Consider the following 19,573-nt stretch of genomic DNA (forward strand, 5'->3'; position numbering starts at 1 on the left):
CGCCGGTCTGCGGGGGCGCTTCTGTCAAGGAGTAACAGATGCGACTGGGTATTCTCGATTGTGACCGGCTGGACCCCGATTTGGTGGGGGATTTTGGTCCCGTTTACTCCGAGATGTTTATCAAGGGTTTCCGGGCGTTGGCCCCCGAGCTGGAATTTCGGGTCTGGTCCGCCCTCGACGGCGATCTGCCCCCTGATCTGACCGAATGCGATGCCTGGCTTATCACCGGCTCGCGTCACGATGCCTACAGTGACATCCCCTGGATCCTGGCGCTGCGCGACTGGATCCGCCGGGCCCACGATGCCAACGTCAAGCTGGCCGGGGTCTGCTTCGGCCATCAGGTGATCGCCCAGGCGCTGGGAGGGGAGGTGATGAAGTCCACCAAGGGGTGGGGGCTGGGGGTGTCGGTCCATGCCATGCAGACGACAAAACCCTGGATGGCGCCGGGGCTGGACACCATCCGCATCCTGGCAAGCCACCAGGATCAGGTGGAGCAGCTTCCGCCGGGGGCGACCCTGCTCGCGGGCAACGACTTCTGCCCCAACTTCATGTTCCTGCAGGGGGATCACATCGTCGCCATCCAGGGGCACCCGGAATTCTCGGTGGCGTACAACCGGGCCCTGATCGAGCGGCGACGGGACAGGCTGCCCGATGCACATTACCAGAGCAGTCTCTCTTCCCTGGAAGGGGAGGTGGATTCCGCCACCATGATGCAGTGGCTGCTGCAGTTCCTCGGCATCCTGCCGATCGGGGCCGACGCGCGCTGAACCCCGTTTGTCATATCCACCGCGCTGATGCTAGATTTTGTAGCAAAATGAAGGATCAAGCGGCGATATGCCCAGTCCGGATGATACACTGGCCGCCATTTTTGGCGGCCTAGTCCATCGACGAGCGCCGCGTCAGTCTGTGAGGGGGCAACCTTGAAACTACAGCAGTTGAAGTATCTGATCGCGGTGCGGGACCACAATCTCAACGTCTCCGTTGCCTCCGATGCGCTCTATACCAGCCAGCCTGGGGTGAGCAAGCAGATCGGCTTGCTGGAGAGCGAGCTGGGGGTGCGCATCTTCGAGCGCCGCGGCAAGCACCTGCACCGGATCACCCCGGTGGGGGAGGAGATCATCAAGTGTGCCGAGGCCATGCTCAATATCGAGAGCAAGATCAAGGCCATCTCCCGGGAATACCTGGATCCGACCGTGGGCACCCTCAACATCCACACCACCCACACCATCGCCCGCTACCTGCTGCCGAAAAGCGTCACCTACTTCACCAAAAAGTACCCCAAGATCTCGTTCCACCTGCATCCTGTGATGTCCGCCACCAAGGAGCAGATCAGCAAGGGATACTCGGATTTTTCCATCGTGGCCCACGAGATAGGCTTCGACAAGGAGCTGATCGCGCTGCCTGCCTACCTCTGGACCCTCTCCCTGGTGGTGCCCCAGGAGCACCCCCTGGCCAAGGTGAAGAAGCCGACCCTGGAGCAGCTCTGCCAGTATCCCATCCTGAGCTACGAGAGCGGCGCCACCGGGCGTCAGGTGCAGGACAAGGTGTTCCAGGCGGCTGGCCTCACCCCCAACTACTACATGACGGTGATGGATGCCGGCGTCATCAAGCGCTACGTTGAGCTGGGCTTTGGCATCGGCATCATCTCCTCCCTGGTTGCCAACGATAGCGATGCCCCCGGCCTCGTGGCCATCAATCTGGAGCACCTGTTCGAGCCCTGCCCGGCCCAGATCTGCTTCAGCAAGAGCATCCTCTTGCAGAACTACATGTATGACTTCATCAGCTCCTTCTCCCCCCATCTCACCAAGGAGATGATCCAGAACGTGATGCAGCAGCCGACCCAGGCGCGCATCGACGAGCTGTTGTCAGGGGTGGAGCTGCCCGTCTACTGATCCCGCTTCCGTTTCTGTGCCGGCACCCCGGGGGGCCGGCCTCCTCCCGCCGAGGTTTCCATGTCCCGCATCCTGCTGCTCGCCAATCTCAACTGTGATCATGTGCTCTCCCTGGCCGAACCCCTGGTGGCGGGGGCGCGGCTGCAATACGTGGATCAGGGGCGCAGGCTCGGCGGCGGCGCCGCCAATACCGGCATCGGATTGGTGTGGGCGGGGCACGAGGTGATCATTGCCTCCCGGGTCGGGCTGGACGACACCGGTGACTGGCTGCTGGAGCAGGCGGCCTCATACGGCCTGGATTGCAGCCATGTGGAACGCTTTGGCGGCGAAACCGGCGAGCTGCTGGTGCTGGTGGACGCCACCGGTGAACGCACCATCCTCAGGCGCCCACGTCGTCCGGATCTGCCGGGGGATCTGCCGACCGAAGGGGTGGACTGCCTCTATGTGAACTATCCGGGCACCGCCATCGTGGGCTACATGCGCCAGATGCTCGCCAAGAGTTTCGTGGTGGCCCAGTATCCCAAGGGGGGGCAGGCCCGCCGCCCCTGCCACGTGCTGGTGGCCTCCCGCTCCGATCTCGGCGAGGTGAGCGACCCCTGGCAGCATGCCCGCCAGCTCGCGGGGGATCAGCTCGAATGGCTGGTGCTGACCGAGGGCAAGGCGGGAGCCGTGGCCATTCACGGGGAGGAGCAGGTCAGGGTGGCGGCGCGACCGGTCTCCGTGGTGGATACCACGGGGGCGGGGGATGCCTTCGCGGGCGGCCTCATCCACGGTCTTGCGCGGGGCATGGCCATGGCCGATGCGTTGCAGTGCGCCGTGGACTGGGGCGCCTTCGCGGTGGCCTCCGAGAGCTCCATCCCCTCCCAGGCGCTGCGCAACTGGCTGAAACAGCCCCACTGAACTCGCCGGACAACGGCTCCGGCGATGGCAGAGGAGGTGGGGGTTTGTCGACGGAAACCGCCAAAACCCCTCGCTGAGGCGGCAAGTTTGCGATCAATCAAAGAAAGTGTCGATTTATGTACATCTTCGTCGACACCCGCCCGGGCTGCTCTTACCCTTGTGACTTCACGACTCGGTCGAAGAAGCCCATCCCGTGCGCACGCATGTGCAGACCCCCTCTTTGGCCACCGGCTGTCGTCCTGATTTCTGGCTTGTAGTAAGAGGCAAGTGCGACCATGCAACTGACACGATTTACCGACTACGCCCTGCGTACCCTGACCTTCCTGGCCATCCAGCCCGGTGATCGCCTGTCGACCATCACGGAAGTGGCCGACACCTTCGCCATCTCCCGCAATCACGTGGTCAAGATAGTGCATCAGCTCGGCATCAAAGGTTACATCGAGACGGTGCGTGGCAAGCATGGGGGCATCCGCCTCGGCCGTGCCGCCGTCTCCATCAACCTGCGCGATGTGGTGATGGACATGGAGCACGTGCTCTGCCCGGTGGACTGCAAGCGCGAAAACTGCCGTCTCTCCGGGGGCTGCCGCATCCAGGGCATTCTGCGCCGCGCCATGCACGCCTTCCTCGAGGTACTGGGGGAGTACACTTTGGCGGATGCGGTGCGGGATCCCACTCGTCTGTGCCACCTTCTCGGCATAGAGCAGGATAATATTCTGACCATGGCATGATGCCACGGTGAATGACAGAGGGGCCTGCGGGCCCCTCTGTCATTGCCAGCGGTCAGAGCTGGGGCACAAGGGTGATGGCACCGTGCAGACAGGCGAGGCCACAGGCGCCGCAGCCATCGCAGGCGGCCATGTTGACGGTCACTCCCTCGCTGCCGACCTTGATCGCCTGCTGGGGGCAGGCATCTTCACACAGCAGGCAGTAGTAGCCCTGACGGGCCTGGCAGCTCGCCTCTATCCTGACCCGGGTCTGCACCTGGCGGCCGAGGCAGAGATCCAGTGCGCCCGTGGGGCAGGCTCTGGCGCAGATGCCGCAATAGCTGCACTGGCCACAGGCGAGATCCAGCACTGGGGTACCGGCGATGGGGCTGCCGTCATATTCGGGGCGATCGGCGGGCTTGATGAGGCCGTTGGGACACGCCTTGAAGCAGTCGCCACAACGGGTGCAGAGGGTGAGGAACTGGGACTCGTCGATGGCCCAGGGCGGGCGTGCCTCATGGCAGACCACCTCGGGTCTGCGGGGGCTCCCCCATGCGTGTGCCAGCCAGCGACAGAAAAAATGCGTCATGCCTACCCCTATACCTATTAGGGGTTAATTTTATCCAGTTTTAGGCCGGCAAGCCAGAGAATAGCGGCGGGCAGGATCGCAAGCCGGGTTGCCCTTGTGTAAGCTAGGCGGGTCTTTTTGCGGGATTGAATGAACTCATGTGGCTATTTCTGTGGCGTGCTTCTCTGCTCTATGTCTTCCCCCTGCTGATGTGGGCCTACTGCCATCTCAAGGGTATCGAGTTCAGTGAACTGGATACCGGGGTCAACAGCCACAAGTGGGTGGTGCTGGCGGCCTATCTGCTCTATGTGCTGATCTGGTTGCTGCTCAACCGCTATCTCGAACTCTTCCTGCGCCAGCGGGGGCGCCGATGACCCCGCTGCTGACCTGGTGGCCTGCCATGCTGGTTGGTGGGCTGGCGCTGCTGTTCGGCTGGTGGTGGGGGCGACGCAGCGGCCGTGAAGAGGCGCTGCTGCTGGAGGAGCGTTATCAGGGGTTGCAGGACCGCTGGGACGCGCTGCAGGACGAGAAGATGCTGGCTCAGCAGAAGCTGGATCAGCAGCAGACCCTGCTGCTCAAGCTCACCGCCCGTCTCAAGGAAGCCGAGGCGACCCTGCGCAGCGAGCGCATCGCCAGCGCCGAGAAGCTGCAACTGCAACAAGAGGCTGAACAGCGCCTCAGCCAGCAGTTCGAGAACCTCGCCAATCGTATCTTTGAACAAAATGCTGGAAACTTCCGCGAACTGAATCAGAACAGCATGGATCTCCTGCTGACTCCACTCAAGGAGCAGCTCGAGGGCTTTCGCCGCCAGGTGGGAGAGACCCACGCCCAGGAGACGGCCCAGCGCCACAACCTCAAGTTCGAGCTGGAGCGCCTTGCCGAGCTCAACGCCCGCATGACCGAAGAGGCGGCGGCGCTGACCCGGGCCCTCAAGGGCGACAGCAAGCAGCAGGGCAACTGGGGGGAGGTGGTGCTGGCGCGGATCCTCTCCGAGTGCGGCCTGCGCGAGGGGCATGAGTACCACACCCAGGTCAACATCGAGGTGGACAAGGGCAAGCGCTACCAGCCCGACGTCATCGTCCACCTGCCCCAGGAAAAGGACATCATCATCGACGCCAAGGTGTCGCTGACCGCCTATGAGCGCTGGTACAACGCCGCTGACGATCTGGAGAAGGCGGTGGCGCTCAAGGAGCACGTCGCCTCGGTGCGCAACCATATCCGCGAGCTGGGCCGCAAGGATTACCAGCAGTTGCCCGGGGTGCGCACCCTGGACTATGTGCTGATGTTCGTGGCGGTGGAGCCTGCCTTCCTCGCTGCCCTGGAAGCGGACCCTTCTCTGGTGCGCTACGGGCTGGAACACAACATCCTGCTGGTGAGCCCCACCAACCTGATGGTGGCGCTGCGCACCATAGAGAACCTGTGGCGCTACGAGCGGCAGAACCAGAACTCGCGCCAGATAGCGGAGCGGGCCGGCCGCCTCTACGAGAAGCTGCGGTTGTTCGTGGAGGAGATGCAGCAGATGGGGGGCAGCCTGCACAAGGCGCAGGAGAGCTACGACAAGGCGATGGGCCGGCTGGTCAACGGTCGTGGCAACCTGATCGCCCAGGCCGAGCGCTTTCGCGAGCTGGGGGTCGAGGTGACCAAGCCCTTGCCGGACGCGCTGGTGGACAGGGCGTTGGAGCGGGAGGAGTCGGCGGACTGAGGGGAGTCGTCATTCGCCGGGACAACGAAAAGGGCAGCCATTGGCTGCCCTTTTCGTTTCATGCAACAGCCTGGACGGCTGCTTATTGCTTCCAGAAGGAGGGGAAGAAGAGCACCGCCACCGTCAGGATCTCGAGGCGTCCCAGCAGCATGCCGAACGACAGTATCCACTTGGCCGCATCCGGCAGACTGGCGAAGTTGGTGCTGGGACCGATGACAGGCCCCATGCCCGGGCCCACGTTGGCCACGGCGGTGATGGAGCCCGAGATGGCGGTCAGGGGGTCCAGCCCGATGGCGGCGAGCAGGGCGGCGATCAGCAGGATGATGGCGAAGTAGACCAGCACGAAGGAGATCAGGGAGCGGATGATGGCGTCGTTGACCGGACGGCCGTTGTACTTCTGGGGAAACACGGCGGAGGGGTGCATCAGCTGGCGCATCTGTTTCTTGAACAGGGCGAAGGCCACCTGGACCCGAAAGATCTTGAGCCCGCCCGAGGTGGAGCCGGAGCAGGCGCCGAGTGCCAGCAGGATGATGAAGATAATGGTGGTGAGCGGGCCCCAGGTGCCGAAGTCGCCGAGTCCGAAACCCGTGGTGGTGAGCACGGAGACGATATTGAAGCTGCTGATGCGCAAGGCATCCATGAAGCCGTAGATGTCTCTCACCCAGAGATAGAAGGTGACGACCAGGGTCACCCAGACGATCAGCCAGAAGAAGCCCTGCACCTGGGCATCCTTGAACAGGCTGTTGTCACGGCGGGAGAGAGCCTGCACATAGAGCAGGAAGGGCAGGCCGCCGAGGAACATGAAGAGGGTGCCTATCCAGTGCGCCGCGTGGGAGAAGTGGGACATGGATTGATCGGAGGTGGAGTAGCCGCCGGTGCTCAGGGTCGTCATGGCGTGGTTGACCGCTTCGAACAGGTTCATGCCACTCACCCAGTAGGCGAGGAAGCAGAGCATGGAGAGTACCAGATAGACCAGCACTATGTTGTTGGCCACCGTTTTGGCGCGGGGGGCGCTCTTGTCGGACCAATCCGAGCTCTCGGTCTGGAACAGCTTCATGCCCCCGACGTTGAGGTAGGGCAGTACCGCCACCGCCATCACGATGAAGCCGACTCCGCCCAGCCACTGCAGGATGGATCGCCACAGCAGGATGCTGTGGGCCATGCCGTCGAGCCCCGACAGCACGGTGGATCCCGTGGTGGTGACCCCCGACATGGTCTCGAAGTAGGCGTCGGCAAAGTCGATATGGGTGATGAAGACGAAGGGCAGGGCCCCGAAGACGCAGGCGACCACCCAGACCGAGGTGGTGAGCAGGAACATCTCCCGCACGCCGAGGTGAAACTCTGCCTTGCGACCGTAATGGAGGCAGAGCAGGGCGGCACCATGGGTGATCAAGACCGACTTGAGAAATTCGACGAAACCTTCCGAACCGGTCAGCAGGGCCAGCAGGGTGGGCAGCCACATGAAGAGCGCCAGCTTGGAGAGTACCAGCCCGAGCGTGAAGACGATGGGATGCAGCTTGATCATGCAAGATAACCTGGTCGTTGATTGAAAAAAGACCCGGACCTTTCCTGAGAAAAGGGGCCGGGTCCGGATACCGTTGCCAGAGACATGGCCGGCTTACAGGAAGAAGGGACTGGGCTGGAACAGACGCTCCACTTCCGGGATGTACTTCTTGTCCACCAGAAACATCACCACGTGGTCATCCTGCTGTATCTGGGTACGATCGTGGGCGATCAGCACCTCATCACCGCGCACCACTGCGCCTATGGTGGTGCCCGGGGGCAGCTTGAGCTCGCCCACCGTCTTGCCCACCACCTTGGAGGTGTTCTCGTCCCCGTGGGCGATCGCCTCGATGGCTTCGGCCGCCCCGCGGCGCAGGCTGTAGACGTTGGCGATGTCGGCGCGGCGCACATGGGTCAGCAGGGCCGAGATGGTGGCCTGCTGGGGGGAGATGGCGATGTCGATGGAGCCGCCCTGTACCAGGTCCACGTAGGCGCCGCGCTGGATCAGCACCATGGTCTTCTTGGCCCCCATCTTCTTGGCGAGCAGGGCCGACATGATGTTGGCCTCATCCTCGTTGGTCACCGCGATGAAGACGTCGATCTGGTCGATGTGCTCCTCCGCCAGCAGCTCCTGATCCGCCGCATCGCCGCAGAAGACAATGGTGTGTTCCAGATGTTCGGAGAGCTGCTCCGCCCGCTTCTGGTTGCGCTCGATGAGCTTGACGCTGTAGCGCTTCTCTAGCTGGCGGGCGAGGCCGGCGCCTATGTTGCCGCCGCCGACGATCATGATGCGCCGGTAGGGGCTCTCGAGGCGTTGCAGCTCCGACATCACGGCGCGGATATGGCCCGCCGCGGCCACGAAGAACACCTCGTCATCGGCTTCGATGATGGTGGTGCCCTGGGGACGGATGGAGCGCCCCTGGCGGAAGATGGCGGCGACCCGGGTTTCGATGTTTGGCATGTGTTCCCGCAGGGTGGAGAGCGCATTGCCCACCAGGGGGCCGCCGTAATAGGCCTTGACCGCCACCAGGCCCACCTTGCCGTCGGCAAAATCCACCACCTGCAACGCCCCCGGATACTCGATCAGGCGACGCACGTAGTCGGTCACCAGCTGCTCCGGGGCGATCAGGTGGTCCACGGGGACGGATTCGGGCAGGAACAGGCGATCCCGCTCCACCAGATAGGCGGGGGAGCGAATGCGCGCCACCTTGTTCGGGGTGTTGAACAGGGAGTAGGCGACCTGGCAGGCGACCATGTTGGTCTCGTCGCTGTTGGTGACGGCGACCAGCATGTCGGCATCCTGTGCGCCGGCTTCGCGCAGCACCCTGGGATGGGCGCCGTGGCCGTTCACCACCCGCAGGTCGAATTTGTCCTGCAGTTCGCGCAGGCGCTCGCTGTCGGTGTCGACGATGGTGATGTCGTTGTTCTCGCCGGCGAGATTCTCGGCCAGGGTGCCACCCACCTGACCCGCGCCCAGAATGATGATTTTCATAAGGCCATCTTACTCAAGGTTGTTGCTTCGTAATGAGGCGACCCGTCACCGGGCCTGCCATCCGCCGGTTCGGCCTACAGCTTGATGAGCTTGGCATAGTAGAAGCCGTCCATCTCCGCCTCGCCGGGCAGGAACTGGCGACCCGGACAGGCCGGGGTGTCTTTGGCATGCAACGGCACCAGGCGGGCATCCGGGGTATCTGCCAGGAAGGCGCGGATCTGCTCCCGGTTCTCTTCCGGCAACACGGAGCAGGTGGCGTAGAGCAGAGTGCCGCCCTGCTTCAGCTTGCCCCAGAGGGCATCGAGAATGCGGCGTTGCAGCTCGGCCAGTTCACGGATGTCCTGATCCCGGCGCAACCACTTGATGTCGGGGTGACGACGGATGACACCGGTGGCGGAGCAGGGGGCATCCAGCAGGATGCGGTCGAACTGCCCCTGTGGCCACCACAGATCCGGCGTGCTGGCATCACCGTGGATCACTTGGGCCTGAAGGCCGATGCGATCCAGGTTCTCCTGCACCCGCTTGAGGCGGTTGTCGTCTGCGTCGACGGCAACCACGCCAGCAAGGGCTGGCTGGCGTTCCAGCAGGTGGGCGGTTTTGCCGCCGGGGGCGGCGCAGGCGTCCAGCACCCACTCGCCCGGCTGGGGATCGAGCAGGGCGGCGGCCTGCTGGGCGGCACCGTCCTGCACCGAGCAGTCACCCTGCTCGAAGCCGGGCAGCTTGGTCACGTCGCAGGGGCGCTCCAGCAGGATGCAATCTTCCCCTTCCACACCGGCCATGGCCGGGATGCCCGCCTCGCTCATGCGGGCCAGCATGGCCTCGCGGCTCTGGCGCTGGCTGTTGTTGCGGATCCACATGGGCGGGCGCTGGTTGTTGGCCTCCATGATGAACTCCCAGTCATAGGGATAGGCCTGACGCAGGCGCTTGGTGAGCCATTCGGGGTGGCCGAGGCGGACGCTGGGAACGCGGTCGATGCGCAGCAGGATCACTTCGGCGCTGCGCTGGAAGTTGCGCAGTACGCCGTTGATGAGGCCGCGCAGGGAAGAGCCCTTGAGCAGCTTGACGGCGTTGACGGTCTCGGCCACGGCGGCGTGAGCCGGAATGCGGGTATAGATGAGCTGGTAGAGGCCGACCAGGATGAGGTAGTGGAAGATGCGGCTCTTGTTCTTGAGCGGCTTGTCCATCATCTCGCTGACCGCCGCATCGAGGCGGGGCAGCCAGCGCAGGGTGCCGTAGCAGAGTTCTTGCAGGAGGGCGCGATCGCGAGGGGCGATCTTCTCCTGGGCAGCAGGCAGAACGGCGGAGAGAGATTGACCCTGATCCAGCACCTGTTGAATGACGAGAGCAGCCTGTGCGCGTGTTTTCATAGCGTTACCTTAGATGCACAAGTCGGGGCCAGGGCCCCGCTTGTGTCAATTCAATCCAGATCAAATCAGTTGCGTGCCAGGTTCAAACCAGTCGCGGCGAGAGTTGAGCAGATCCGAAACGGACATGGCCTTCTTGCCGGGAGGTTGCAGGGTCAGCAGGCGCAGCACGCCCTGACCGGTGGCAACCTCGATCCCCTGCTTGTCGGCCTTGAGCAGGGTGCCGGCTGCCTGGCCGTGATCCTGTGCGACGACCTCGGCCTGCCACACCTTGACGGTCTGTCCGGCAACGTCGAACCAGCTGATGGGCCAGGGGTTGAAGGCACGGATGCAGCGTTCGATGGCAACGGCGTCCATCGACCAGTCGATGCGGGCCTCTTCCTTGGAGAGCTTCTCGGCGTAGTTGGCCAGCGCATCGTCCTGGGGCTCGGCGGCGGTGTCGCCGGCAGCCATGGCGTCCAGGGTATCGACCAGTGCCTGCGGGCCCAGACCGGCCAGCTTGTCATAGAGGCTGGCAGAGGTCTCATCACTGGCGATGGGGCAGGTTACCTTGCGGATCATGGCGCCGGTGTCCAGCCCCACGTCCATCTGCATGATGGTGACGCCGGTTTCGGCATCCCCCGCCCAGATGGAGCGTTGAATCGGGGCGGCACCGCGCCAGCGCGGCAGCAGGGATCCGTGCACGTTGATGCAACCCAGACGCGGCGTATCGAGCACCGCCTTGGGGAGGATGAGGCCATAAGCCACGACGACCATCAGATCGGCACCCAGAGCGGCCAGTTCGGCCTGCGCCGCTTCATTGCGCAGGGAGGCAGGTTGATAGACCGGCAGATCGTGGGCCAGCGCCAGCTCCTTGACCGGGCTGGCAGTGAGCTTCTGGCCGCGACCGGCGGGCTTGTCCGGCTGGGTATAAACGGCGACGACCTCGTGGCCGGAAGACAACAACGCCGCCAGATGACGGGCGGCGAAGTCGGGGGTACCGGCAAAAATCAGTTTCAGCTTGTTCAATGGAGCGTATCCTCAGAGGACTTTGCGATCTTCACGGGCCATCTTTTCCAGCTTCTGACGAATGCGCTGGCGCTTGAGCGGGGACAAGTAATCCACAAACAGCTTGCCGACCAGATGATCCATCTCATGTTGTATGCAGATGGCGAGCAGATCGTCCGCTTCCAGCTCGAAGGTGTTGCCGTGGCGATCTTGCGCCCTGACCTTGACCCACTCGGCGCGCGGAACCAGAGCACGGTTGCCGGGCACGGAGAGGCAGCCCTCTTCGATGCCGGTGCTGCCGGACTGCTCCAGGATCTCCGGATTGATCAACACCAGCTGTTCTTCGCGGTTCTCGGAGACATCGATGACGATGATGCGCTGATGAATGTCGACCTGGGTCGCGGCCAGGCCGATGCCTTCCTCCGCGTACATGGTTTCAAACATATCATCTACAATGTGTTGTAACTCGGGTGTAAAGGCTTCGACAGGGGCCGCGACTGTGCGCAGACGCTCATCGGGGAAACGCAATACATCTAGAATGGCCATAATTTTTTCTTTAGTTTCATATAAACGCAGTCAATATTGACGTAATTCTAGTCATTTACGCCGACAAAAAACAGCAACACTTTGCGTGCAGAAGTAACAGGGAGTGTTATGTATCTGAAGCAAATCGTCGTCGCCTGCCTGGCGACAGCCCTGGCCGGTGGCGCCATGGCACAGCAGTTGACGCTCAAATCCGGTTACCCCGAGACTTATGTGGTGCAAAAAGGGGACACCCTCTGGGACATCTCGGGCCAGTATCTGGCCGAACCCTGGCTCTGGCCACGCCTCTGGAACATCAATCCGCAGATCGCCAATCCCCACTGGATCTATCCCGGTGACGTGCTGCACCTGAGCTGGGTCAATGGTGAGCCTCGGCTCGGCAAAGCCAGTCAGGGGGGCAAGCAGGTCATCCGTCTCTCGCCCAAGAACCGCTATGAAAACAAGGCCAATCCCATACCGACCCTGCCTTTGAGTGAGATAGCGCCCTTCCTGCAGACCGACCACATTCTGGCCAACAATCAGCAGAGCAAGGACCTGCCCTATGTGCTCGGCAACAATGACAAGCATGTCGGGATGCTGGAGGGCGACATTCTCTATGTGAAAGGAGCCCTGAACCCGGGCCAGAGTTATGGCCTCTATCGCCCGGGGGTGGCATACAAGGACAAGCATACCGGCGAGTCGCTCGGTCAGGAGGCAATTTTTGTCGGCACGGTGCGGGCAGAGGAGTACCTTGCCCACGACACCACCAAAGTGACGCTGACCCATAACCGGCGTGAGGTGTATCAGGGCGACAAGGTGATGCCGCTGCCGTCGCAGGAGAGCATCTCTGCCGTGTTCATGCCAAAGGCGGCACCCTCCATTTCCCCCGGCTATGTGATCGAGCTGCCGAGCAAGGTACATGGTGGGGGCAAATTTGATGTGGTACTCATCAACAAGGGGGAGCGTGATCAGGTGGCCCCGGGCGATGTGCTCGAGATCCTGCGCCCGGGAGCCGAGATGGTGGACAAGAATGGCAAGGTGTCATACCGGGAATATTCATCCGTCTATGACAAGGCGTTCTATTCTGCCGGCAAGTCATCGCTGCCTGCCGAGGCCGTTGCCAGAGTCATGCTGTTCAAGGTCTACGACAAATTGAGTTACGGTCTTATCCTGCAGAGCCAGGATCTGGTCGGCTCTGGTTATCAGGTCAGAAATTTCTGACGTGTCCTTGCCACTGGAGCGGTTGTCGCTATGGCTGACGCTGGATGCCGTTACAGGCATAGGCCCGGTCACCGCCGCTCGCCTGTTGGCGCATGTGGGTGGTGACATCACAACCCTGTTTGACTCAGACGATGGCGCCCTGCGAGTTCTTGGTATGCAGAGTGCCCAGATTCAGCAGATGAGATGGCCTCTTCCTGTCGTGGAGCAGGGATTGAGGTGGGCCGCCGAGCCCGGCAATCACCTCCTCTGTCCCGATGACCCCGCATATCCTGCCCTGCTCAAAGAGATCCCCGGCGCCCCGCTCTTGCTCTACTGCCACGGGAACGTCTCATCCCTCTCCCTGCCACAGTTGGCGATGGTGGGTACCCGCCACCCCACCTATGCCGGCAAAGACAATGCGACACGCTTGTGTGCCGAGTTGGTGGGGTGTGGTCTGGCGATCACCTCCGGCCTCGCGTTGGGCATCGATGGCGTCTGCCATCAGCAGGCGCTGGCATCGGGCGGAATCACCCTGGCGGTGCTGGGATCCGGTCTGGATTGTCTCTACCCCAAGCGTCATCAGGGGTTGGCGATGCAGATCCTCGAGCAGGAAGGTCTGCTTGTTTCCGAGTTGGCGCCCCAGCAAGGCCCCCTGGCTGAACACTTCCCTCGCCGCAACCGTATCATCAGTGGTCTGTCGCTGGGGACACTGGTGGTGGAAGCGGCAGAACAGAGTGGTTCGCTCATCACGGCCCGTTATGCGCTGGAGCAGGGCCGCGAGGTCTTTGCCGTTCCCGGCGCCCCGCAAAATGCACAGGCAGCAGGGTGCAACCGTCTGCTTCAACAGGGTGCCAAGCTGGTCTTGAATGCCGCCGATATCCTGGAAGAGTTTCCAAGGCTGGTCTTGCCCCCCGGACCCGCCAACGGTTCTTCCGAGGCGCAGCATAATAGCGAATTGCCTTATGCCGATTTGTTGGATAACGTAGATTATGAGACCACGAGCGTGGATACCGTTGCCGAACGGGCCCGGCTTCCTGTCGATGTCGTACTGGGCAGGTTGGTAGAGCTGGAGCTGGTTGGTGCAGTGATGGCGGTAGCCGGTGGATACGTCAGAGCGAGGAGGGCGAATCATGTTTGATGTATTGATGTACCTTTTCGAGACCTACATCCACAGCGATGCAGATGTGATGGTCGAGCAGGATGAACTCACCGACGAACTGAGCCGGGCCGGTTTCGACAAGGACGAGATCGAGAAAGCGCTCAACTGGCTGGAGCGACTGGCCAACCTGCACGACAGCGAGCGGGAAGTCTATGTCACCGCAAGCCAGCAGGGCTCTATGCGGATCTATGCGCCGCAGGAGCTTGTTCGCCTCAGTACTGAATGTCGCGGTTTCCTGCTGTTCCTGGAGCAGGCGCAAGTGCTGAATGCCGAAACCCGTGAAATCTGCATCGAACGGTTGCTCGAGCTGGACAAGCCGGACATCGAGCTGGACGATCTGAAGTGGGTCGTCATGATGGTGCTGTTCAATGTGCCAGGCAGCGAAAACGCCTACCAGCAGATGGAAGAGCTGGTGTTTGACGAGTCGGACGGCGTCATCCACTGACAGCCCGGTGCCGCGCTGGTAGAATTCAGGCCATCTGGATTTCAAGGCGCGGCCCATGTCAAAGATCGATCACCACCTCTTCTCTGCCCACGAACATGCCTTCGAGCGCGAGCCGTGCCCGCAGTGTGGTGCTGAACTGGTGATCCGCCAGGGCAAACACGGTCCCTTCCTTGGTTGTTCAGCCTATCCAGCTTGCGATTACATTCGCTCCCTCACCCCCTCTGGCCGCGATATAGAGAAAGTGCTCGAGGGGTCGTCCTGTCCGGATTGTGGCCATCCACTGGCCATCAAGAAGGGTCGTTACGGTCTGTTTGTGGGATGTACCCAGTACCCGGCCTGTCAGCATATCGAATCCCTTCAGGAGAGTGACGATACCCAAATCCTCTGCCCGGAGTGTGGTAAAGGTCATCTGGTGAGCCGCACGTCCCGTTATGGCAAACAGTTCTACTCGTGTGACGCCTATCCTCACTGCAAGTATGTGGTGAATGACAAGCCGGTTCCCATGCCCTGTCCCGAGTGTGGCTGGGGCATCATGATCGAGAAGAAGGTGCGGGGAAACCTGCGCTGGGTCTGCCCGCAAAAGAAATGCTCCCACCAGATTGAGCGGGTATAATCTCGCCGCCCATGATCAGGCAGGCGGATTGCTGGTCAGCGTGAGGTTGTGAGCCGATGCGCATCGCCCAACTTGCCTTGATCCTGACCTGATCGCCATCTCAAACTCCCTGCGGTTGCTCGGTTCACTGATGCACGCAAGCGTCTGAGCCGAAATGCATGACTGAAGAGGAGCAGGGATATAGCCCATATCGCAGCAGTGATGGCCCCGATGCCGTCATGTCGGTTCAACATACAATCCAGTGATGAGAGGCGGCAGCGTGGCTGTCGCATGTGCCTATGCCAAATGAATTTGAACAAGCGGTTGCCGCCCTTCAAGGAGAAGGGGTTATCGCCTATGCCACCGAAGCCGTGTTTGGTCTGGGGTGTGATCCTGATTCCGAAGCCGCCGTGCAGCGGCTGCTGGCCATCAAGCAGCGGCCGGTGGAGAAGGGATTGATCCTGATCGCGGCAGATCTGGCGCAATTGCAGGACTACATCGACTTGAGCCAGCTCAGCGATGAGCAGCTTGCTCGCGTGCAGGCGAGCTGGCCTGGTCCCTTCACCTGGATCATGCCCGCTCGCGCGACGACGCCGTCCTGGTTGACCGGTCAGTTCGAGACCCTGGCGGTGCGGGTCACAGGCCATCCCCAGGTGCAAGGGCTTTGCCGGGCATTTGGCAAACCGCTGGTGTCCACCAGTGCCAATCTCACCGGTGAGGAGCCCGCTCGCCGGGTGGCTGATATTGGCGATCTGCTGGCAAGCCAGCTGGCTTACATTCTGCCCGGCGAAGTCGGGGGGCAAGCCAACCCGTCCGAAATCAAGGACGCCCGCACCGGGGCCATCATTCGCCCATCCTGAGTTGGGCACGGCCCTGTTTCATGCAGGTTGTGCGATGAGGTCATGACAATACGAGAAGTGCAGGCAGTGCATGCATGATGCCTGTCTGACAGGAGATAAAATGAGCAAACCGGATGTGGCCCAGGTAAAAGCCTTCCTGCTGCAATTGCAGGATGATATCTGCCGTGGCCTGGAGCAGGCCGATGGATGCGGGCACTTTGTGGAAGATGCCTGGAGTCGCGAAGGTGGTGGTGGCGGTAGAACACGGGTGCTGCGCCAGGGGGCGGTGATCGAGCAAGGTGGGGTCAACTTCTCCCATGTCTATGGCGATGCCATGCCGGCATCCGCGACCGCACATCGTCCCGAACTGGCTGGCCGCAGGTTTGAGGCCATGGGGGTGTCGCTGGTGATCCACCCGCATAATCCCTATGTACCGACCAGCCATGCGAATGTGCGGTTCTTCATCGCCGAGAAAGAGGGGGAGGAGCCGATCTGGTGGTTTGGTGGCGGCTTCGACCTGACGCCCTTCTATCCGTTCGAAGAGGACGTGAGGCATTGGCATCAGGTCTCCCATGAGCTCTGTCAGCCGTTCGGCACCGACATTTATCCCGAGTTCAAATCCTGGTGCGATCATTACTTCTTCCTCAAGCATCGGGGCGAGACGCGCGGGGTGGGTGGTCTTTTCTTCGATGACCTGAACCGCTGGCCATTTGCCGACTGCTTTGCCTTCATGCGTGCAGTGGGTGAGGGTTACCTCGCGGCTTACTTGCCGATTGTCGAGCGACGCAAGGAGCTTGCTTATGGGGAGCGGGAACGGGCGTTCCAGCTTTATCGCCGTGGCCGCTACGTGGAGTTCAATCTGGTCTACGACCGCGGGACCCTGTTCGGACTGCAGACGGGGGGGCGCACTGAATCCATCCTGATGTCGATGCCGCCGCTGGCGCGCTGGGAGTACGACTGGCAGCCGGAGGCTGGCAGCCCGGAGGCATTGCTCTATAGCGACTACCTCAAACCGCGCGAGTGGTTGTGACCAGAGGGGCCATGATGGCCCCTTCTTATTGGTCGATATTCGGCTTGTTCCTTCATGAGAAAACCCGTTAAATCGGGATATTGCCCTCAAAAGGAACGCCTTGATGGATCGTTATCTGGTTTTTGGCCACCCCGTGCGCCACAGCAAATCTCCCTTCATTCATACCCTGTTTGCCAGGCAGACCCAGCAAGAGCTGGAGTATGGTCTGGCAGAACCGGCCGTCGATGAGTTTGCCAGCGCTCTGAACCACTTCTTCGCCGAAGGAGGGAAGGGGTGCAACGTGACCGTACCTTTCAAGGAGCAAGCCTTCGTGCTGGTGGCGCGGCTGAGCCCCAGGGCCAAGCGGGCGGGAGCGGTCAACACCATCAAACTGACTGATGATGGCGTGCTGCTGGGTGACAATACCGACGGCGCCGGGCTGGTCGCCGATCTCAAGGCTCACGGAGTGAACCTTGCCGGTAGCAGGATCCTGCTTCTGGGAGCTGGTGGCGCAGCTCGTGGCGCCCTGGCCCCCCTGCTGGCGGAAGCACCGGGCGAGATCGTTGTGGTCAACCGTACCCATGCCAAGGCGGAACAGTTGGCTGTGGAATTCAGGGATCTGGGCAGCATCACGGCTCAATCCTATGAACAGCTGGTGGGGCCGTTCGATCTCATCATCAATTCCACCTCAGCCAGTCTGCAAGGTGAGTTGCCACCTTTGGCGCCAACCCTCATCCACCCGGACATCGCGATCTACGACATGATGTATGGCGCAACGGACACAGCCTTCATCGGCTGGGCCAAACAACATGGCGCGCGCCATACCATGGATGGATTGGGCATGCTGGTCGAACAGGCTGCGGAGGCTTTTACCGTATGGCGAGGGATCCGGCCCGGCACCAAGCAGGTATTGAGAGAGTTGCAGCGCAATCTGGGCGTCGTGTGAACCAGCTAGTGTGCTCTATTGGGCTGTCGGCAGATCTGATGTAGAGATTCTGCATCGCTGGATAGGGGGCATCCATCAGGATGCGGCACGACACGTGTGACGTGAAACGGTTGTTCTGTGGTGGGGGTGTGGCAGAACAGGCACCATTTTATAAAATCATTATCTAACAATAAGTTACTTTTAATTTGCCGTAGCACGCAGAATTTTTTTTGAGTTTTTTCTCAAAGCAGCGGAACTTCTGTAACGGACTGCTGACTAACTGGATAGTTGAGGAAGTGCTAGCTAGTCACCTTTATAACTCCCCGGTATTCGTACTGGGGATTTTTTTATCTGCATGAAAATTATGAATATTTTTTCTTTTTCCTACCCTTGAAATTAAATTACATAAATTACTTTCACTTTCTGCTGCTTTGCTGTACAGTTGTCGGCGTAGGGTACAGAGGTAAGATGTTCTATCTTTCAGACCTTTTATTTCACGTAATTGAATGTGGCTGAATAGCAGCCCCGATGAGTCATCGTCGGGGCGTTTTTTTATGCGCAACATTTAGAGTAAATGCTTTAATTGTTGTCGTTCTTTGTTAGAATGAAGGCGTTTCTTGAGGAAAACCAATCGTCTTTGTTCTCGAGAACTCGCTTTTTCCCAAATTTTTGAACTCATTTCTTCAGGCCGGTTTGCAATGGCAAGACCGGCCTCATTTTTATCCCTATATTGCCTCACCGTGTAATTAAATTTCAGTTTCGTTTGTTACAGCCTTCAATTCTGATTTTTTACTCGATATCCATGAAAACGGTATCAGGTTGATGATTAGTTAATTCTTTTCGCGTCTAAACATGCTATCAGTATGATTTAAATATATTTTTTGAGGTTTTTCTTCAGAGGTGGCGAAGGCGGGGAGGGAGGGCTCGGAGATGGGGGGATCATGAAAGCCTTTCAATCAGCGGAGGTCCAACTCCGCCAATTGCAGCCAGGGAGAGGAGTCGTTTACTCCTCGTTCTGATTATCTTCGTCGTCTACCTGGGCGTTGTCTGCTTCGGACAGGTACCAGCCGCTCAGGGTCTGGGCCAGCTTCTCGACGCCGATATTGGTCAGAGAAGAGAATGCTTCAACCTGGATCTGCGGGCCCAGTTCTGCCACCGCCTGACGAACCTTGATCACCTGGTTGTTGCGGGGCCCCGGGCTTAACTTGTCCGCCTTGGTCAGCAACAGCATCACCGGCAGTTCACGGTGTGAACTCCATTCCAGCATGTTCATGTCGGTTTCCTTGAGCGGATGGCGGATGTCCATCAGGATCACCAGCCCTTTCAGGGACTCCCGTCGTTGCAGGTATTCAGCCAGTGACTTTTGCCACTTGAGCTTCATTTCCAGCGGAACCTGGGCATATCCATAGCCGGGCAAGTCGACCAGGCGTTTGCCCGGTTCCAGCTCAAACAGGTTGATCAGCTGAGTACGGCCAGGGGTCTTACTGGTACGTGCCAGGTTCTTGTGTTTGGTCAAGGTATTCAATGCAGACGACTTGCCAGCGTTGGAACGACCGGCAAACGCAATCTCGACACCCCCATCATTTGGCAGGTGGCGGATGTCGGGTGCGCTGGTCACAAAATGCACCTTATTGAAATTCAGAGTTTGTGTATCCAACGTAAATTCCCCATAGAGATAGAGGGTTATAGAGTTACTTTTTTGTGAAATAGTGTAAAATGGCGTCGCTTGAACGCGTTTATTTTAACATGCCTTCAGCGGCATGGGATCTG

20 protein-coding genes are annotated in these 19,573 nt (G+C 60.5%); 13 read left to right on the forward strand and 7 right to left on the reverse strand.

Annotation, left to right across the window (positions count from 1 at the left end):
• Window positions 1-38 precede the first annotated feature (38 nt).
• From BN1120_RS06265 to BN1120_RS06280, 4 genes are all read left to right on the forward strand, one after another.
• Entirely contained in the window at window positions 39-767 is a 729-nt protein-coding gene (locus BN1120_RS06265) for a glutamine amidotransferase-related protein (RefSeq protein WP_010672496.1), read from the forward strand.
• A 153-nt stretch (window positions 768-920) separates the two neighbouring features.
• Window positions 921-1,892 carry a LysR substrate-binding domain-containing protein gene (locus BN1120_RS06270; protein ID WP_029313477.1) on the forward strand — a complete coding sequence of 324 codons (972 nt, stop codon included), beginning with the start codon at window positions 921-923 and terminating at the stop codon, window positions 1,890-1,892.
• A 60-nt stretch (window positions 1,893-1,952) separates the two neighbouring features.
• A complete protein-coding gene (locus BN1120_RS06275) occupies window positions 1,953-2,792 on the forward strand; it encodes a PfkB family carbohydrate kinase (RefSeq protein ID WP_010672498.1) in 840 nt (279 codons plus the stop codon).
• A gap of 275 nt (window positions 2,793-3,067) precedes the next feature.
• Window positions 3,068-3,520, forward strand: coding sequence for an Rrf2 family transcriptional regulator (locus BN1120_RS06280; RefSeq protein WP_010672499.1), 453 nt, complete (start codon window positions 3,068-3,070; stop codon window positions 3,518-3,520).
• Between the two features lie 52 nt (window positions 3,521-3,572).
• Here BN1120_RS06280 and BN1120_RS06285 read toward each other — a convergent pair whose 3' ends face one another.
• Complete coding sequence (locus BN1120_RS06285) at window positions 3,573-4,085, reverse strand: ferredoxin-type protein NapF (RefSeq protein ID WP_042015230.1); 513 nt, start codon at window positions 4,083-4,085, stop codon at window positions 3,573-3,575.
• Between the two features lie 137 nt (window positions 4,086-4,222).
• Here BN1120_RS06285 and BN1120_RS06290 point away from each other — a divergent pair, with 137 nt between their 5' ends.
• Window positions 4,223-4,438 carry a hypothetical protein gene (locus BN1120_RS06290; protein WP_010672501.1) on the forward strand — a complete coding sequence of 72 codons (216 nt, stop codon included), beginning with the start codon at window positions 4,223-4,225 and terminating at the stop codon, window positions 4,436-4,438.
• The gene (gene rmuC / locus BN1120_RS06295) at window positions 4,435-5,766 is read left to right on the forward strand and encodes a DNA recombination protein RmuC (protein ID WP_052224814.1); all 1,332 of its coding nucleotides are present in this window, start codon (window positions 4,435-4,437) and stop codon (window positions 5,764-5,766) included. The genes BN1120_RS06290 and rmuC overlap by 4 nt, the downstream gene beginning before the upstream one ends.
• Before the next feature lie 82 nt (window positions 5,767-5,848).
• On the opposite strand, the gene BN1120_RS06300 is transcribed toward rmuC, so the two are convergent.
• The 5 genes from BN1120_RS06300 to def form a co-directional block, all read right to left on the reverse strand.
• Window positions 5,849-7,291: a TrkH family potassium uptake protein gene (locus BN1120_RS06300; RefSeq protein ID WP_010672503.1), complete on the reverse strand. Its 1,443-nt coding sequence runs from the start codon at window positions 7,289-7,291 to the stop codon at window positions 5,849-5,851.
• Window positions 7,292-7,384: 93 nt separating this feature from the next.
• Window positions 7,385-8,761 carry a Trk system potassium transporter TrkA gene (gene trkA / locus BN1120_RS06305; RefSeq protein ID WP_010672504.1) on the reverse strand — a complete coding sequence of 459 codons (1,377 nt, stop codon included), beginning with the start codon at window positions 8,759-8,761 and terminating at the stop codon, window positions 7,385-7,387.
• A gap of 74 nt (window positions 8,762-8,835) precedes the next feature.
• Complete coding sequence (rsmB, locus tag BN1120_RS06310) at window positions 8,836-10,128, reverse strand: 16S rRNA (cytosine(967)-C(5))-methyltransferase RsmB (protein WP_042015231.1); 1,293 nt, start codon at window positions 10,126-10,128, stop codon at window positions 8,836-8,838.
• 60 nt (window positions 10,129-10,188) lie between these two features.
• Entirely contained in the window at window positions 10,189-11,133 is a 945-nt protein-coding gene (gene fmt / locus BN1120_RS06315) for a methionyl-tRNA formyltransferase (RefSeq protein ID WP_042015233.1), read from the reverse strand.
• Window positions 11,134-11,145: 12 nt separating this feature from the next.
• Window positions 11,146-11,658, reverse strand: coding sequence for a peptide deformylase (gene def, locus BN1120_RS06320; RefSeq protein WP_010672507.1), 513 nt, complete (start codon window positions 11,656-11,658; stop codon window positions 11,146-11,148).
• 108 nt (window positions 11,659-11,766) lie between these two features.
• Between def and BN1120_RS06325 the strand changes: the two genes are divergently transcribed.
• The 7 genes from BN1120_RS06325 (at window position 11,767) to aroE (ending at window position 17,824) form a co-directional block, all read left to right on the forward strand.
• Window positions 11,767-12,855 carry a LysM peptidoglycan-binding domain-containing protein gene (locus BN1120_RS06325; RefSeq protein ID WP_042015236.1) on the forward strand — a complete coding sequence of 363 codons (1,089 nt, stop codon included), beginning with the start codon at window positions 11,767-11,769 and terminating at the stop codon, window positions 12,853-12,855.
• A 1-nt stretch (window position 12,856) separates the two neighbouring features.
• Window positions 12,857-13,972: a DNA-processing protein DprA gene (gene dprA, locus BN1120_RS06330; RefSeq protein WP_042015237.1), complete on the forward strand. Its 1,116-nt coding sequence runs from the start codon at window positions 12,857-12,859 to the stop codon at window positions 13,970-13,972.
• Entirely contained in the window at window positions 13,965-14,438 is a 474-nt protein-coding gene (locus BN1120_RS06335; RefSeq protein ID WP_010672510.1) for a DUF494 family protein, read from the forward strand. The genes dprA and BN1120_RS06335 overlap by 8 nt, the downstream gene beginning before the upstream one ends.
• Window positions 14,439-14,493: 55 nt before the next feature.
• The gene (locus BN1120_RS06340; RefSeq protein ID WP_042015238.1) at window positions 14,494-15,051 is read left to right on the forward strand and encodes a DNA topoisomerase family protein; all 558 of its coding nucleotides are present in this window, start codon (window positions 14,494-14,496) and stop codon (window positions 15,049-15,051) included.
• A gap of 278 nt (window positions 15,052-15,329) precedes the next feature.
• A complete protein-coding gene (locus BN1120_RS06345; RefSeq protein ID WP_039039520.1) occupies window positions 15,330-15,890 on the forward strand; it encodes an L-threonylcarbamoyladenylate synthase type 1 TsaC in 561 nt (186 codons plus the stop codon).
• A gap of 100 nt (window positions 15,891-15,990) precedes the next feature.
• The gene (gene hemF / locus BN1120_RS06350; protein ID WP_042015240.1) at window positions 15,991-16,899 is read left to right on the forward strand and encodes an oxygen-dependent coproporphyrinogen oxidase; all 909 of its coding nucleotides are present in this window, start codon (window positions 15,991-15,993) and stop codon (window positions 16,897-16,899) included.
• Window positions 16,900-17,002: 103 nt separating this feature from the next.
• Window positions 17,003-17,824, forward strand: coding sequence for a shikimate dehydrogenase (gene aroE / locus BN1120_RS06355; RefSeq protein ID WP_042015242.1), 822 nt, complete (start codon window positions 17,003-17,005; stop codon window positions 17,822-17,824).
• A gap of 982 nt (window positions 17,825-18,806) precedes the next feature.
• On the opposite strand, the gene yihA is transcribed toward aroE, so the two are convergent.
• Window positions 18,807-19,460 carry a ribosome biogenesis GTP-binding protein YihA/YsxC gene (yihA, locus tag BN1120_RS06360; RefSeq protein WP_042015244.1) on the reverse strand — a complete coding sequence of 218 codons (654 nt, stop codon included), beginning with the start codon at window positions 19,458-19,460 and terminating at the stop codon, window positions 18,807-18,809.
• Between the last annotated feature and the right edge of the window lie 113 nt (window positions 19,461-19,573).

The organism is Aeromonas caviae (genome assembly GCF_000819785.1).
In the GTDB taxonomy this organism is placed as follows: Bacteria; Pseudomonadota; Gammaproteobacteria; order Enterobacterales; family Aeromonadaceae; genus Aeromonas; species Aeromonas caviae.